General features: G+C 72.2%; 13 protein-coding genes. 3 read left to right on the forward strand and 10 right to left on the reverse strand.

The genetic code is table 11. From position 1 onward, the window contains the following. Window positions 1-216 precede the first annotated feature (216 nt). Window positions 217-837: a TetR/AcrR family transcriptional regulator gene (locus ACGFYY_RS00705; RefSeq protein WP_365266084.1), complete on the forward strand. Its 621-nt coding sequence runs from the start codon at window positions 217-219 to the stop codon at window positions 835-837. 7 nt (window positions 838-844) lie between these two features. Here ACGFYY_RS00705 and ACGFYY_RS00710 read toward each other — a convergent pair whose 3' ends face one another. From ACGFYY_RS00710 to ACGFYY_RS00730, 5 genes are all read right to left on the reverse strand, one after another. Further along, complete coding sequence (locus ACGFYY_RS00710) at window positions 845-1,297, reverse strand: hypothetical protein (RefSeq protein ID WP_352336036.1); 453 nt, start codon at window positions 1,295-1,297, stop codon at window positions 845-847. A gap of 47 nt (window positions 1,298-1,344) precedes the next feature. Continuing rightward, the gene (locus ACGFYY_RS00715) at window positions 1,345-3,045 is read right to left on the reverse strand and encodes a methylmalonyl-CoA mutase family protein (protein WP_365266082.1); all 1,701 of its coding nucleotides are present in this window, start codon (window positions 3,043-3,045) and stop codon (window positions 1,345-1,347) included. Between the two features lie 98 nt (window positions 3,046-3,143). After that, window positions 3,144-3,473, reverse strand: a complete 330-nt coding sequence (locus tag ACGFYY_RS00720) for a DUF3817 domain-containing protein (RefSeq protein WP_030764021.1) — start codon at window positions 3,471-3,473, stop codon at window positions 3,144-3,146. Between the two features lie 90 nt (window positions 3,474-3,563). Further along, on the reverse strand, window positions 3,564-4,070 hold the full coding sequence (locus ACGFYY_RS00725; RefSeq protein ID WP_393706450.1) for a MarR family winged helix-turn-helix transcriptional regulator: 507 nt from the start codon (window positions 4,068-4,070) through the stop codon (window positions 3,564-3,566). A 21-nt stretch (window positions 4,071-4,091) separates the two neighbouring features. After that, the gene (locus tag ACGFYY_RS00730; RefSeq protein ID WP_393706451.1) at window positions 4,092-5,348 is read right to left on the reverse strand and encodes an MFS transporter; all 1,257 of its coding nucleotides are present in this window, start codon (window positions 5,346-5,348) and stop codon (window positions 4,092-4,094) included. Between the two features lie 111 nt (window positions 5,349-5,459). Between ACGFYY_RS00730 and ACGFYY_RS00735 the strand changes: the two genes are divergently transcribed. Then, window positions 5,460-6,458, forward strand: a complete 999-nt coding sequence (locus ACGFYY_RS00735) for a DUF5937 family protein (protein ID WP_393706452.1) — start codon at window positions 5,460-5,462, stop codon at window positions 6,456-6,458. Window positions 6,459-6,559: 101 nt separating this feature from the next. Further along, complete coding sequence (locus tag ACGFYY_RS00740) at window positions 6,560-7,600, forward strand: glycoside hydrolase family 6 protein (protein ID WP_393706453.1); 1,041 nt, start codon at window positions 6,560-6,562, stop codon at window positions 7,598-7,600. A 15-nt stretch (window positions 7,601-7,615) separates the two neighbouring features. Here ACGFYY_RS00740 and ACGFYY_RS00745 read toward each other — a convergent pair whose 3' ends face one another. From ACGFYY_RS00745 to ACGFYY_RS00765, 5 genes are all read right to left on the reverse strand, one after another. After that, on the reverse strand, window positions 7,616-9,592 hold the full coding sequence (locus tag ACGFYY_RS00745; RefSeq protein WP_393706454.1) for a galactose oxidase-like domain-containing protein: 1,977 nt from the start codon (window positions 9,590-9,592) through the stop codon (window positions 7,616-7,618). A gap of 2 nt (window positions 9,593-9,594) precedes the next feature. Next, window positions 9,595-11,355 carry a glycosyltransferase family 2 protein gene (locus ACGFYY_RS00750; protein ID WP_393706455.1) on the reverse strand — a complete coding sequence of 587 codons (1,761 nt, stop codon included), beginning with the start codon at window positions 11,353-11,355 and terminating at the stop codon, window positions 9,595-9,597. Window positions 11,356-11,516: 161 nt separating this feature from the next. Next, entirely contained in the window at window positions 11,517-12,146 is a 630-nt protein-coding gene (locus ACGFYY_RS00755; protein ID WP_393706456.1) for a TetR/AcrR family transcriptional regulator, read from the reverse strand. Beyond that, window positions 12,143-12,823, reverse strand: coding sequence for a DUF4166 domain-containing protein (locus ACGFYY_RS00760; RefSeq protein WP_393706457.1), 681 nt, complete (start codon window positions 12,821-12,823; stop codon window positions 12,143-12,145). Before ACGFYY_RS00760 ends, ACGFYY_RS00755 begins: the two co-directional genes overlap by 4 nt. Beyond that, entirely contained in the window at window positions 12,820-13,518 is a 699-nt protein-coding gene (locus tag ACGFYY_RS00765) for a hypothetical protein (protein WP_393706819.1), read from the reverse strand. Before ACGFYY_RS00765 ends, ACGFYY_RS00760 begins: the two co-directional genes overlap by 4 nt. Window positions 13,519-13,606: the final 88 nt, after the last annotated feature.

The following is a 13,606-nucleotide window of genomic DNA, read 5'->3' on the forward strand; positions in this document are numbered from 1 at the left end:
AAAAAGATCGCGTGAATTGGCCGTGCCGCCGTACTGTCGCGATCGTGATGCTGAACGGCGCCGGGTCCCCACCTGGCGCCTGTAGCTCTTCGCGTGGTTGTCGCTCTTACGCTACGAGCCGTAGCGTAACTCCCCCGGCGGCCCACCGCTCCCCTTCCGGGCCCGTGATCTGAACCACAGCGGCCGGTACGGCTACCGACGGGTATGGTCTCGGCCATGCGCAACCCCAGCCCCGGCCGCACCGGTCGTCCCCGCAGTGCCGCCGCGGACGCCGCGATCCTCGCCGCGACCCGGGACGCGCTGGTCGAGCTGGGCTGGTCGAAGCTGACGATGGGCGACGTATCCGCCCGCGCGGGGGTCGCCAAGACCACCCTCTACCGGCGCTGGGCGGGCAAGAACGAGCTGGTCGTGGACGCCGTCGCGGAGCTCTTCGACGCGCTCGAACTCCCGGACCGCGGCTCCCTCGAAGCGGACATCGAGGGCGTGGTGCTGCAGTTCGCGGAACTGCTGCGGCGCCCGGAGGCCCGTACCGCCCTGATGGCGGTCGTCGCCGAGTCCACCCGGGACGAGGCCCTGCGCGACCGGATCCGGTCGGCGATCGTGGACCGGCAGAAACGTCTCGTCGTACTGGGTCGCGAACGGGCCCAGGCCCGCGGCGAACTCCCCTACGAGGAGGACGAGTCCCTCGCGGGCCGCACCACGGACCTGATCTTCGACGTGATCGCCGGCACGGTGGTGCACCGCGCCCTGGTGAGCTCCGAACCGGTGGACGAGGTCTGGGTGGCCACCTTCACGGCCCTCCTGATGCACGGCCTCCAGGGCCCGGCCGCGGCCTGACCCCGGCTCAGCGGGGTCCGGCCCGGCGGATCCGGCCGTACAGCTCCTCGTACCGGGGGTTGTGCCCGGGCCAGGGTCGCCGGCCGGGCCAGGACGCCCAGCGCAGGGCGTCCGCCTCCTCGGCGGGGCGCAGCGCGGCCGCCACGAGCGCGGCGCGTGCCACCTCCGCCCCGGCCGTCCGGAAGCCGATGTCCCAGGAGTCCACTTCGTGCCATCCCCCGTCCGTGAGCAGCACGGCCGCCGCGACGCCGTCCAGCCCCAGCTCGATCCCCGCACGTACGGCCGGCAGGAACTCGGCGGGCAACCGCCGCTCGGGGACCAGGTTCACGATCTCCGTCCGACCGTCGGGGCCCGGAGGCTCGAAGTCGGCCACGAGGTGTGCGTAGTAGCCCCCGCAGCCGCCCTTGTTCATCACCACGCGCGCGCTGATGCCCCGTACGGGAGCAGGAAGGCCGGTCATGGCGCCACCGTACGGGCGCCACGACCGGCCGTCTCACACAGGCGGGGCTAGAAGCCCGGCGGCTCGGTGTAGGTGCCCCACTCGTCGCGCAGGACGTTGCAGATCTCGCCCATCGTGGCCTCGGCCCGTACCGCGTCCAGCATGGCCGGGATCATGTTCGACCCGTCCCGGGCGGCGTCCAGCATCGCCTTCAGCGCCGCGTCCACCTTGACGTCGTCGCGGAGGGCCTTGCGGGCCGCCAGCTCCCGCACCTGGACGGTCTCCACCTCGTGGCTGACCCGGAGGATCTCCAGGTCCCCGGTGACCGACCCGTGGTGCACGTTGACGCCGACGACGCGCTTGTCGCCCTTCTCCAGGGACCGCTGGTACTGGAAGGCCGACTCGGCGATCTCCCCGGTGAACCAGCCGTCCTCGATGCCGCGCAGGATGCCCGAGGTGATCGGCCCGATCGGGTGCTGCCCGTCCGGGTGGGCGCGCAGTCCGCGCTCCTTGATCTGCTCGAAGATCTTCTCGGCGTCGGCCTCGATGCGGTCGGTGAGCTGCTCCACGAACCAGGAACCGCCCAGCGGGTCCGCCACGTTGGCGACGCCGGTCTCCTCCATCAGCACCTGCTGGGTGCGCAGGGCGATCTCGGCCGCCTGCTCGCTGGGCAGGGCGAGGGTCTCGTCCAGGGCGTTGGTGTGCAGGGAGTTCGTGCCGCCGAGCACGGCCGCGAGGGCCTCCACGGCGGTGCGTACGACGTTGTTGTAGGGCTGCTGCGCGGTCAGCGAGACACCGGCGGTCTGGGTGTGGAAGCGCAGCCACATGGACTTGTCGCTCTTCGCACCGTAGACCTCCTTCATCCAACGGGCCCAGATCCGGCGCGCGGCGCGGAACTTGGCGATCTCCTCGAAGAAGTCGAGGTGCGCGTCGAAGAAGAAGGACAGGCCGGGCGCGAAGTCGTCGACGTCCATGCCGCGCGAGAGGCCCAGCTCCACGTAGCCGAAGCCGTCGGCGAGGGTGTACGCGAGCTCCTGCGCGGCCGTGGCCCCGGCCTCGCGGATGTGGTAGCCGGAGACGGACAGCGGCTTGTAGGCCGGGATGCCCTTCGTGCAGTACTCCATGAGGTCGCCGATGAGGCGCAGGTGCGGCTCGGGTTCGAAGAGCCACTCCTTCTGGGCGATGTACTCCTTGAAGATGTCGGTCTGGAGCGTGCCGTTGAGGACGGCGGGGTCCACTCCCTGCCGTTCGGCGGCGACCAGGTACATGCAGAAGGCGGGGACGGCCGGACCCGAGATCGTCATCGAGGTCGTGACGTCACCGAGCGGGATGTCCTTGAACAGGACCTCCATGTCGGCGGCGGAGTCGATGGCGACCCCGCAGTGGCCCACCTCGCCGAGGGAGCGGGGGTCGTCGGAGTCGCGCCCCATGAGGGTCGGCATGTCGAAGGCGACGGAGAGCCCGCCGCCGCCGGCGGCCAGGATCATCTTGTAGCGCTCGTTGGTCTGCTCGGCGTTCCCGAACCCGGCGAACTGCCGGATGGTCCAGGTCCGCCCGCGGTACCCGGTGGCGTGGAGCCCGCGGGTGTACGGGTACTCGCCCGGCCACCCGATGCGCTCGAAGCCCTCGTACGCGTCGCCGGGGCGGGGACCGTAGACCGGTTCGACCTCGTCGCCGGAGAGCGTGGTGAAGTCTGCCTCGCGCTTGCGGGCCTTGTCATAGCGGGCCTGCCAGCGACGGCGGCCTTCCTCGATGGCGTCAGCGTCCATACCCATGAATTTACTAGGACGTCCTAGTAAATGTCGATGGCAAACCCCCGGGGACTCGCCCCGGGGGTGGGTGACGCTCGCCTCGTACGGGGCGGGGATCAGGCCTTGGCGGTCGCGAGCGAGTCGTCGACCAGCGGTTCCACCTCGGCGCGGACCTTGCGCTCGACGAAGAAGGCGGCCACCGGAATCGTTCCGCTGAGCATGACCCAGAGCATCTTGCCGAAGGGCCACCTGGCCTTGGAGCTCAGGTCGAAGGCGAAGACCAGATAGATCATGAAGAGCACACCGTGGGCCTGCGAGACCACGAAGGTCAGGTCGGCGCCGGTGTCGAAGCCGTACTTCGCCACCATGCAGGCACAGAGGATCAGGAGCATGACCGCGGTCACGTAGGCCATGGCGCGGTAGCGGGTCAGCACGCTTCGTTTCATGCCGACGAGCCTAGCCGTCCGTTTTGCTCGATCTTGACGCGGCCCCGGGGGCGGCCCGGCGGTGGCCCGGGGGCGGCTCGGGACCGGGCCTCACTCCTGGAAGTCCGCCGCGGCCACGCGCAGCGGGCGCAGCAGCGCGAAGATCTCCCCGCACTCCTCGGCGTCGTACGTGCCGAGACCGAAGTCGACGGCCATCAGGTCCTTCGTGGCGGCCTCGACGACCTCGCGGCCCTTCTCCGTGATGGAGGCGAGGGTGCCGCGGCCGTCGTTCGGGTTGGGCCGCTTGGCGACCAGTCCGGACCTCACCAACCGGTCCACGGTGTTGGTCACCGAGGTCGGGTGGACCATCAGTCGCTCGCCGATCTTGGACATCGGCAGTTCGCCGGCCTTGGAGAAGGTGAGCAGCACCAGTGCCTCGTACCGGGCGAACGTGAGCCCGTACGGCTTGACGACCGCGTCGACCTCGCCGAGCAGGATCTGGTGCGCGCGCATGATCGAGGTGATCGCGGCCATCGAGGGCACGGGTCCCCAGCGCTGCTGCCAGAGCTCGTCGGCGCGGGCGATGGGATCGAAGGGAAGGCTGAGCGGCTTGGGCACGCGTCCGACCCTACCGGGAGGTCACTTCACGGCGAGGGCCGTCTCATCCCTCAGTCGTTCCTCCTGCCGGGCGGCGGACCGGAGTTCGGCCAGGAGCAGCAGGACGACCCCGGTGCCGAGGATCCCGGCGCCCGTGACGACCTCGTGCACCGGGCGGAATTCGGCCGCCAGGCCGGCCAGGGCCATGCCGACCCCCTGGAGGGTCATCATGCCGGTGCTGAGCAGGGTCATCGCCCGGCCGCGCAGCTCGTCGGGGACGGCGTCGACGTACCACTGGTCGAGCCCGAGGGTGTAGGCGTGCGCCAGCCCGGCGAGCAGCAGGGCGGCGAGCACCACGGGCAGACCCGGCCGGACCGCGAAGAGGAGGAGCGGCAGCAGCCCGGCGGAAGCGAGCGGGATCACGATCCGCGAGCGCGTTCGGGCGGTGAGGGCCGAGCCGGCCCAGAGCTCCCCGGCGATGGTGCCGACGGGCATGGCGCACATCATCAGGCCCAGCGCCGCGGTGCCGACGCCGATGCCGTCCGCGTACGGGGCGAGCAGCGCCTCGGGGGCGACGAGGAAGACGGGCGGCAGCCAGAACAGCAGCATCAGCGCCCGCAGCCGGCGCCGGCCGAGGACGGCGCGCACTCCGGCGAGCGGGGAGGTACGGGCACCGCCGCGGGCGGGGCGGCCGCGCGTGCCCAGTCGCAGCAGCAGCGCGGAGCCGAGGAAGCCGGCGGCGGTGAGGGCGATGGCGGCGCGCGGCGCGAGCACGGTGAGCAGCAGCCCGCCGAGGCCGAAGCCGACGAGCTGGGCACTCTGGGCGACCATGCGCATCAGCGAGCGGCCCAGGACGAAGGTGTCGCCGGTACCGAGGATGTCGGCGAGGGAGGCGTTGCGCGTGCCCTGGAACAGCGGCGCCACGAAGGCCATGGCGCAGCGCAGGACGAGGAGCACGGCGACGGGCGTGCCCGGCGCCACCATGGCGGCCGCGCAGAGCGCGCAGAGGAGGTCGCAGGCGACGAGCACCCGGCGAGCGGGGTGGCGGTCGGCGATCCCGGCGAGCAGGGTGCCGCCGAGGACGTAGGGGAGGAAGCCGAGGGCGAAGGTGAGCGCGCTCATCAGGGGTGAGCCGGTGGCCCGGAAGACGAGGACGGACAGCGAGATCTCGGCGACGACCAGGCCGAGCACGGACAGCAGGTGGGCGGCGAAGACGGAGCTGAACTCACGGACACGGAACACGGAGCGGTAGCCCGGTGGCGGTGCGGACCGCCCGGGCGCCTGGTGTGCGGCTGGCATGGGCCCAGCGTCCCGAGCCCACCCCCGGGGCTCCAGAGATTCGCCTGTGGCCGAATGTCGGGGCAGAGTACGTCGTCGGCCGTCTCGAAGAAGAGGAGGGAGAGCGCCGGTATGGGACTGCACCACCACTTCGGGCACGAGGACCTGCTGCGGTGCCGGTTCGCGCTGTCGCCCGCCTGGGAGACGCAGGAGGCGGTGCGCGTACTGAAACTCACGGAGCGACAGGGCTACCACCTGCCCTGGCTGCGGCGGATCCGTGCCGCCGCCGACGGGCTGGACCTGCGGCCCCTGTGGCTGCTCATGCCGCTCCGGGGGCACAGCGTGGACTTCATCGGGCCACCGCCGAGCGGACCGGGGGTCTCCTTCGAGGAGGAGCTCGCGCTGATCCGCGGGGCGGATCCGGCCGCGGCGCGCGAGGACATCCGCAAGTCGCTGGCCAGTACGCGCGGCGCCCTCGACAGCGACCTGGGCCGGTCGCTGCTCGCCGATCCGGCCCGGGCCGTACGCGACCTGGCCGATCTGCTGGAGCGGGCCTGGAGCCTGCTGATCGAGCCGCACTGGCCGCGGCTGCGGGCCCTGCTGGAGGCGGACATCCTCTTCCACTCGCGCCGCCTCGCCGCCGGCGGTCTCCAGGCCCTCTTCGACGGGCTGCACCCGAGCCTCGCCTGGGATCCCGCCTCCCTCACCCTGACCATCGAGCGGCCCACCAGTCACCACGAGCGCGTCCTGGGCGGCCAGGGGCTGCTCCTGATGCCGAGCGCCTTCATCTGGCCGGGGATCGCGGGCGGCTTCGACCCGCCCTGGCAGCCCACCATCGTCTACCCGGCCCGCGGGATCGGCGCCCTGTGGACCCCCGCCCGGGAGAACACCCCCGACGCGCTCGTCCGGCTGCTGGGCCGGGGCCGGGCCGCGGTGCTGTGCGCGCTGGAGGAACCGGCCTCCACCACGGCGCTGGCCCATCGGCTCGGTCTGGCGCCGTCCACGGTCTCGGCCCACCTGGGGGTGCTGCACGACGCGGGGCTGCTCATCTCCGCCCGCCACGGCCACCAGGTCCGCTACGAGCGCACCCCGCTGGCGATCGCGCTCACCACGGGCGACCCCGCCCGCTGAGCCTCGCCGCCCGGTGTCGCACAGCCATGCCCACTACCGGACATGTCAACATATCCCGGTATCTCGCTCCGCTGCCCGACCCTTCGTCCCGAGGAAGCCGGATGCCCTCCGCCGCTCGCAGGCCGCGTTTTCGCGCCACCGCCCCCGTCCTCGGCCTCCTCGCGCTCCTCGCCGCGGCCCCCGCCTGCGGCGGTGAACCCGCGCCCGAGCCGGGCACCCCCGCCGCCACGCCCGCGGCGCCCTCCCCCGTGGTCGCCGCCGAGGAGTCCCCGTTCTGGGTGGACCCGCGCAGCGACGCCGCCCGGCAGGTCGCCGCCTGGGAGGCGGCCGGCCGCGACAGCGACGCCCAGGTGTTGCGCCGGATCGCGGACCGCCCGCTCACCCTGTGGGGTCCGAGCGGCGACCCCGGCCCCGAGATCCGCCGGGCCCGGGCGGGGGCGCGGGCCACCGGACGGACCCTGCTGCTGGCCGCGTACAACATCCCGTACCGGGACTGCGGGCAACACTCGGCCGGTGGCGCTCCGGACGCCACCGCCTACCGGAGCTGGATCGGCGCCTTCGCCGACAACATCGAGGACACCAAGGCCGTCGTGGTCCTGGAGCCGGACGCCATCGCGCACATCATCGACGGCTGCACCCGACCCGAGCACCACGCCGAGCGCTACCAGTTGCTCTCCGAGGCCGTCGACCGACTGAAGAGGAACCGCAACACCAAGGTCTATCTGGACGCCGGCAACCCGGCCTGGATCCCCAACCCGATGGATCTCGTCGAACCCCTCTTCAAGGCGGGCCTGGAACGGGCCGACGGCTTCGCCCTCAACGTCTCCAACTTCCAGCCCGACGCGGCCGCCCGGGCCTACGGCGCGAAGATCTCCCGGGGCACGAGCGGCAAGCACTTCGTCATCGACACCAGCCGCAACGGGGACGGACCGCTGCCCGGCGACCGCGCCCAGGCCTGGTGCAATCCGCCGGGTCGCGCCCTCGGGGCGCCGCCGACCGACCGGACGGGCGACCCGCTCGTCGACGCGTACCTCTGGGTCAAGCGGCCCGGCGAGTCCGACGGGGCCTGCCGAGGCGGCCCGTCGGCCGGCACCTGGTGGCCGGACTACGCCCTGGGGCTGGCCCGCCGCGCCAGGCGATGACCACGGGGCCGCCGGCTACGGGACCACCGGCCGCGGGGCCTTGACCTGGAGCCACTTCGCCACCGACGGCGTCCCCTCCGCGTCGGTCACGAACAGCATGTACCAGCCCGGCGGCACCAGCGTCGGGTCCCGCGGCACCTCGACCGTGACCGAGCGGTCCGCCTTGGTCAGCCCGAGCTCGATCGAGCGCTGCTCCACGTCCGTGGTGTGCGTGACCGCGCTCGGCCGCATCAGGCGGGCCCGTGCGATCCGTTCCGGGTGCGCGGTGGCGAAGGTGGCCCGCCCGGCCGCGTCGGGCTCGTCGGGCCCCTCGCCCAGGACCGGCCGCCGGGCCGGGTCCCGGTAGAGGTAAGGGGGCGAGTACACCTCCATCCGGTGCTCGAACCTGCCGAGCCGGGTGTTGTCCTTGTCGGCGAAGAGTGGGTCCGAACCGAAGGTCGCCACCCGGCCGTCGGGCAGCAGCAACGCCTCGGAGTGGTAGTTGCGGCCCACCGTCGGATCGGCGGCGGCCACGAAGGTGTCGGTGCGCGGGTGGTAGAACTGCGCCTTGTGGATGTCGCTGGCGCTGCGGCCGCGGTAGTCGGCGGACCCGCCCGTGGTGAAGACCGAGTCGTCCGGCAGCAGCACGCTGCTCAGGTAGCGGGTGGCGCGCGGCAGTCGCGCCGAGGTCCGGAAGACCGGGTTCTCCTCCTTCAGGTCCACGATCGCGGTGCGGCTGGAGGAGAGCTTGGACTCGCCGACCCCGCCGCCGCCGAGGACCATCACCTTCTGGTCCTGGGCGGGCGCGAGCAGGAGCGAGGAGGAGGTCTCCAGCCGGTCCGGCTCCGTGAGCCCGCCGACCTTCCTGAACTCGTTGGTCGTCAGGTCCCACACGCCCGGCTCGCGGCCCTTGGTCTTGGGGCCGTAGCCCGCGTTGGAGCCGGTGTAGAGGAGCTTGCCGCCCTGCATGAGGAAGAGCGCGGGATAGGTCGGGAAGTAGTGGAAGGGGGCCTTCGACCACTTCTTCGTCTGCGGGTCGTAGTACTCGTTGTCGCCGGGCACCACGTCACCCACGTCGTTGAGCCCGGAGACCGCGAGTACCCGCCCGTCCTGCAGGGTCACGAGGGTCGGGTACCAGCGGGCGTCGCTCATCGGGTCGACGCGGAGGTACTTCTCCGCCTCCGGGTCGAACTCGTACGCCGACCTGATGCCCTGGAAGTCCTGCTTGTCGGCGCTCAGTCGCTCCGCGAGCCCGTAGACGTTGTCGGCGTCCTTGCCGGTCAGCCCCACCACCTCGTACTGCGCGGCCTCCGTCGTCAGACCCGCCGCGCCCGGCTTCACCACCTCCACGAAGACCCGTGACTCGGCGGCGACCACGGTGGTCCGCCACGGCATGACCTGCCCGCCGCGCCCGTAGGTGATCTCGAACTTCTTCCGGGCCTTCGGCACGACCACGTCGAACTTCGCCTCGTACTCCACCCCGGACGGGGAGCGGAACCGGGTGCCCTTGCGCAGCTTGACGCTCTTGTCGGGATTCTCGTTCTTGACCCGCATCCGGCCGCCCGCCCGGGTGACCTTCCCGTGCAGGACCTCGTAGCGGGCGGTCCCACCGGCCACCAGCAGGCGCCCGTCGGGCAGCTGGCTGTGCCCGGCGCAGAAGAAGTCCTCCGGGGTCGGGATCTTCTTGAAGCTGTTGTGCTCCGGGTCCCACAGGACGGTCTCGAAGGTGCCCTTGTCGAAGTTCTTCTGGTTGTTGCCGCTGCCGGCGATGAGCAGCACCTTGCCCGTGTGCAACAGGGCCGCGTGCATGGCGTTGATCCGGTACTCCTCGGGGAGCCCGACCAGGCCCCACGACCCGTACCGCATCCGGTAGCCGGTCCGCCCGATCTTGTACGAGTGGTACTTGTCCTCGGCGAAGGAGATCGCGGCGGGTGCGTTGAGCGCGACGAGCACCAGCACGGCCGCGGCGCCCAGGGCGGTCTTCTTGAACTTCTTCGACGGCCGGTGGTCCATGCTCAGTTCCCTCCTGTCGCGCGGACGTACGCCGGCTCCTCACCCGGCTCGGAGCCCGGGTCCGTCCCGCCCCCGGACGCCGACCGGCCGCGCGTCACGCACCACACGGCGACCGGGGCGAGCGCGATGGCCAGGGCCAACACCGCCCAGACGCGCATGGCGACGTGTGTGTGCTCGAAGCGGACGGACGCCATCAGCGAGGCGATCAGGACGGCTGCCCAGAAGAGGTGGATGCGGAAGGTGGCCGGCCGGTCGGGGCTGGCGTCCCCGCCCTTGGGGGTGACGACGAAACGGCCCTCGGTGCGGAGCACCGCCGAGCCGAGCGACCTGAGGTAGACGGGGGCGCAGACCGCGGACAGGGCCATGCCGGCGACGCCGCCGGAGCCCTCCGGTTCGTGGGGCGAGACGTTGTGGCGGCGGTTCCACAGGTAGAGGCCCACCTGGAGGGCGGCCGCGTCGGCGTAGAGCATCAGCCAGACCTTGGAGGAGACCTGGGTGCCGGAGGCGCCGAACCAGAGGAAGAGGGCGCAGCTGAGGATGCCGAGCAGCCAGTTCACCGCGGTCATCGGGTAGTAGACGAGCATCAGCGTGTAGGTGAGCCGGCGCCCGGCGGGCATCGTGAAGAGGCTCTTGCGGTACTGCTTGAACAGGGTCTCGTAGGTGCCCCGCGACCAGCGCAGCTGTTGGGTGAAGAGGTCCGTCCAGGAGGCGGGGCCCTCGCCGACGGCGAGTACGTCGGGGGTGTAGACGGAACGCCAGAACCGCCCCGTGGCCGGGTTCCGGCTGCGGTGGAGCTCGAAGCCGGTGGCCATGTCCTCGGTGATGGAGTCGTAGAGCCCGCCGATCTGCCGCAGGGCGCTGATCCGTACCGCGTTGTTGGTGCCGACGAACATGGGGGCGCCGTACCGGTTGCCGGCGCGCTGGATCAGGGCGTGGAAGAGGTACTGCTGGGACTCGGCGGCCTTGGTGACGGCCTCGGTGTAGTTGCCGTAGACCTGCGGGCCGACGACGAAGGCGATGTCGGGGTCGCGGAAGAAGCCGAGCATCCGCTCCAGATAGTTCGCGAGCGGGACGTGGTCGGTGTCGACGGAGGCGAAGAACTCGTACTCGTCGCCGTGCCGCGCCAGCCAGGAGTTGTAGTTGCCGTGTTTGGTCCTCGCCCGGTGGGGGCCCGCGGCCGTGTTCCACTCGGGCACGCCCTTGCGGGTGAAGTGCCGTACGCCGAGCCGCGCGCACAGCGCCCGTGCCTCGGGGTCGTCGCCCTCGTCCAGCAGCCATACGTCCAGCGGCCCGTCGTGGCGGACCCGCCGCGCACCCTGGAGGGTGGCCCGCACCATGGCGAGGGGCTCCTTGCCGGGGACGTAGGTGGTCAGGAACGCGACGCGGGTGCCGGGCTCGGCCGGTACGGGGACGGGGTCGCGGGCGACCATCGTGGCGTGGGCGATCGAGACCACGTTGACCAGGGTGAACAGCATGATCAGCGCGAGGGAGCAGAGCATCGTGGCATCGAGGACGACCAGCCACCGGGTGGCGCCCTCCCGGACGGTCCGGTGGCTGGGCCAGACCAGGTAGAGCAGCAGGCCGGCCGCGGCCACCGGGGCGAGGGTCATGAGGGCGATCGCCCGTATTCGGGTGCGGATCTCCTCGCGCGAGAGCAGGGAGCGGTACTGGACCCGGTGGACGCCGTCGGGGCCGGGGGTCGGCCGCGCGAACGGACCGGCGAGTCGGCTGTGCGTCTCGTAATCGAAGCGTTCCGGCGCCACGGTCCCTCCCGGAGCTCGATCCCGAGGCTGATATCCCCACGAAAGGGGACGGCCTCGGTCGTGTCGAGCAGGGCTCGGCCGACCGGGCGGTCCTTCCTCGGGTCGGGGGCGGTAGGGCCGTACGGGTGATGCGCGCGGCCGGCTCGGGCGGCGCGGCCGGATCAGCGGGTGCCGCGCCGCAGGCCGTGCCGCACCGCGCGCCGACCGAGGGATCCGAGGCCTTCCAGCATCGTGGCCAGCCCGGCGAGCTGCTCCAGTGCGGCGAGCGCGCTGCCGGCGCCCTGCGGGTCCACCCCTTCGTACAGCTCGATGCCGATGAAGGAGGCGGCCGTGGCCCGCGCCAGCCCGGCCGGGTCGGCGTACCCGTCCAGCGGGGTCGCCGCCAGCAACCGGGTGAGGACCTTCTCCAGCTCCTCGACCCACAGTCCGAGCCCGTCGGCGGTGGCGGCGGCGAGGACGGGCGAGGACTGCCCGGCGGCCAGCAGTTGCCCGAGCAGGGCGACGTTCCCCGCGGCCCGTTCCTCCTCGTGCATGGCGCGGGCGAACTCCAGCAGTTCGGCGAGGCTGCCCAGGGCGGCGAGCCGCTCGCGGTAGCGGGCCACCCGCTGCTCGGCGCCGTACCGGCAGGCCGCGGCGAGCAGCTCGTCCACGGAGCCGAAGTGGTAGAAGATCAGGCCCTGTCCCACCCCGGCGGTGGTCGCGATGGTGCGGGCGGAGGCTTTGGCGACGCCCTGCTCGGCCAGGGTGCGCAGGGCTCCTTCGAGCAGCTTCTCCTTGGTCGCGGCGCTCATGCCCGGACCTCCTCGCGGACCGGCCGCAGGTCGCCGCGGACCCCGTGGGAGCGGACGTCCACGTACTGCGCGGTGAAGGATCCCTCGTAGCCGAAGAGCGGTCCGAAGCGGCGGTTGACCACCCGTACCCGGATCCGGAACCGGCCTGTGGCGTCGTCGAAGGATTCGCGGACCTCGGCGTCGCCGCCGATCAGGTCGGGGACGCGGACGTCGACGGGGCCCTCGCGGAAGCGGTGTTCGCCGGAGCGGATGAGCAGCGAACCATCGGGCTCGGCGCTCATGTGGAGGTCGCTGGCGAGGTGTTGGTGGGTGCCGAGGTAGTCGAGGACGCAGTCACGCTCGGGACTGTGGACCATCGTGGCGTCGAAGCGGTGGGCCGCGCCGGGCAGCTGGAAGGTCCGTACGAAGGTGACGGTCTCACGCCCGAAGGAGTCGAGGTAGGGGAGGTTCTCGATGACGAAGGGGACGTTCCGCCCTTCGCGCGGCACCAGGATGTTCCGCGTGCCGCCGAGCCGGAGGAAGGGCTTCACATAACCGGGCCCGTGCCATATCCGCTCCATGGTGCCGCGGCCGATGCAGCCCTCGCCGCTCGCGAGCCCCACCGAGAAGCGGCGCCGGAGCTGCGGGTGCAGACGGTCGAACTCGGCGCCCATGTGGGCCCGGAAGATGGAGGTCATGACGGCTCCAGGGTGCTGAGCAGGCGGGGTGCGCGGGCGGGGGTGCGTCCGGGCGGGGTGCGCAGGCAGCGGCGGGCGGCGGGGGTGCCGGGCAGCGGGGGCAGCAGGAGAGCGGCGGCCAGGACCACCAGGGCGGCCGGCAGCGGCGCGTACACCAGGGCGGCCACGACCGGAAGGGCGCGCAGGACGCTCTCGCCGATCGCGCGGGCGAGGGCGCGGCCCGGGGTGGTCCCGCGCTCGCACCACAGCCGCAGCCGGTCGAAGGACCAGGCGGTGGCCCAGCCCATGAGCGGGCGGAAGACCGACCGGTCGGCGAGGGACCCGAAGCGCCCCCAGCGCGGGCGGTAGTCGTAGCCGGTGAGGAAGCGGATCCCGTCGGGGCCCGGGACGTAGCGCCAGTAGCCGCTGCCCTCGGCGAGCAGGGACAGCGGGTGCTCCGAGGCGAACCGCAGGGCGGAGACCCGGGTGCCGTCGGCCCGGTGGCGTTCCCCGGCGGAGATCCCGGTCCCGTCGACGGAGAGGAACGGCAGTACGCGGGTCGCGTACCGGAACCGCTGGGGCTCTCCCTCGGCGCGCGGGAGGTAGCCGATGGAGGTGAACCGCAGGTCCCACCGCTGGTGCTGGGCCGGGTCCTGGCTGCGCTCCCAGAGCTCGTCCATGTCGACCCGGATCCGCGTCTCGACGTACAGGCCCATCTCCACCCCCAGCGCCTCGTGTTGAGCGATCGCTCAACCGGCACCTTAGGGGAATTTGAGCGATCGCTCAAACGACCTCCGCCGGCTC

The organism is Streptomyces sp. NPDC048331, from assembly GCF_043201215.1.
Classification (GTDB): Bacteria; Actinomycetota; Actinomycetes; order Streptomycetales; family Streptomycetaceae; genus Streptomyces.

Bases quoted from the DNA above. Each gene is read 5' to 3' on its own strand.
- ACGFYY_RS00740 (WP_393706453.1), top strand. From the start codon at position 6,560: ATGCCCTCCGCCGCTCGCAGGCCGCGTTTTCGCGCCACCGCCCCCGTC.
- ACGFYY_RS00730 (WP_393706451.1), bottom strand. From the start codon at position 5,348: ATGCCAGCCGCACACCAGGCGCCCGGGCGGTCCGCACCGCCACCGGGC.
- ACGFYY_RS00735 (WP_393706452.1), top strand. From the start codon at position 5,460: ATGGGACTGCACCACCACTTCGGGCACGAGGACCTGCTGCGGTGCCGG.
- ACGFYY_RS00745 (WP_393706454.1), bottom strand. From the start codon at position 9,592: ATGGACCACCGGCCGTCGAAGAAGTTCAAGAAGACCGCCCTGGGCGCC.
- ACGFYY_RS00705 (WP_365266084.1), top strand. From the start codon at position 217: ATGCGCAACCCCAGCCCCGGCCGCACCGGTCGTCCCCGCAGTGCCGCC.
- ACGFYY_RS00715 (WP_365266082.1), bottom strand. From the start codon at position 3,045: ATGGACGCTGACGCCATCGAGGAAGGCCGCCGTCGCTGGCAGGCCCGC.
- ACGFYY_RS00710 (WP_352336036.1), bottom strand. From the start codon at position 1,297: ATGACCGGCCTTCCTGCTCCCGTACGGGGCATCAGCGCGCGCGTGGTG.
- ACGFYY_RS00765 (WP_393706819.1), bottom strand. From the start codon at position 13,518: ATGGGCCTGTACGTCGAGACGCGGATCCGGGTCGACATGGACGAGCTC.
- ACGFYY_RS00760 (WP_393706457.1), bottom strand. From the start codon at position 12,823: ATGACCTCCATCTTCCGGGCCCACATGGGCGCCGAGTTCGACCGTCTG.
- ACGFYY_RS00755 (WP_393706456.1), bottom strand. From the start codon at position 12,146: ATGAGCGCCGCGACCAAGGAGAAGCTGCTCGAAGGAGCCCTGCGCACC.
- ACGFYY_RS00720 (WP_030764021.1), bottom strand. From the start codon at position 3,473: ATGAAACGAAGCGTGCTGACCCGCTACCGCGCCATGGCCTACGTGACC.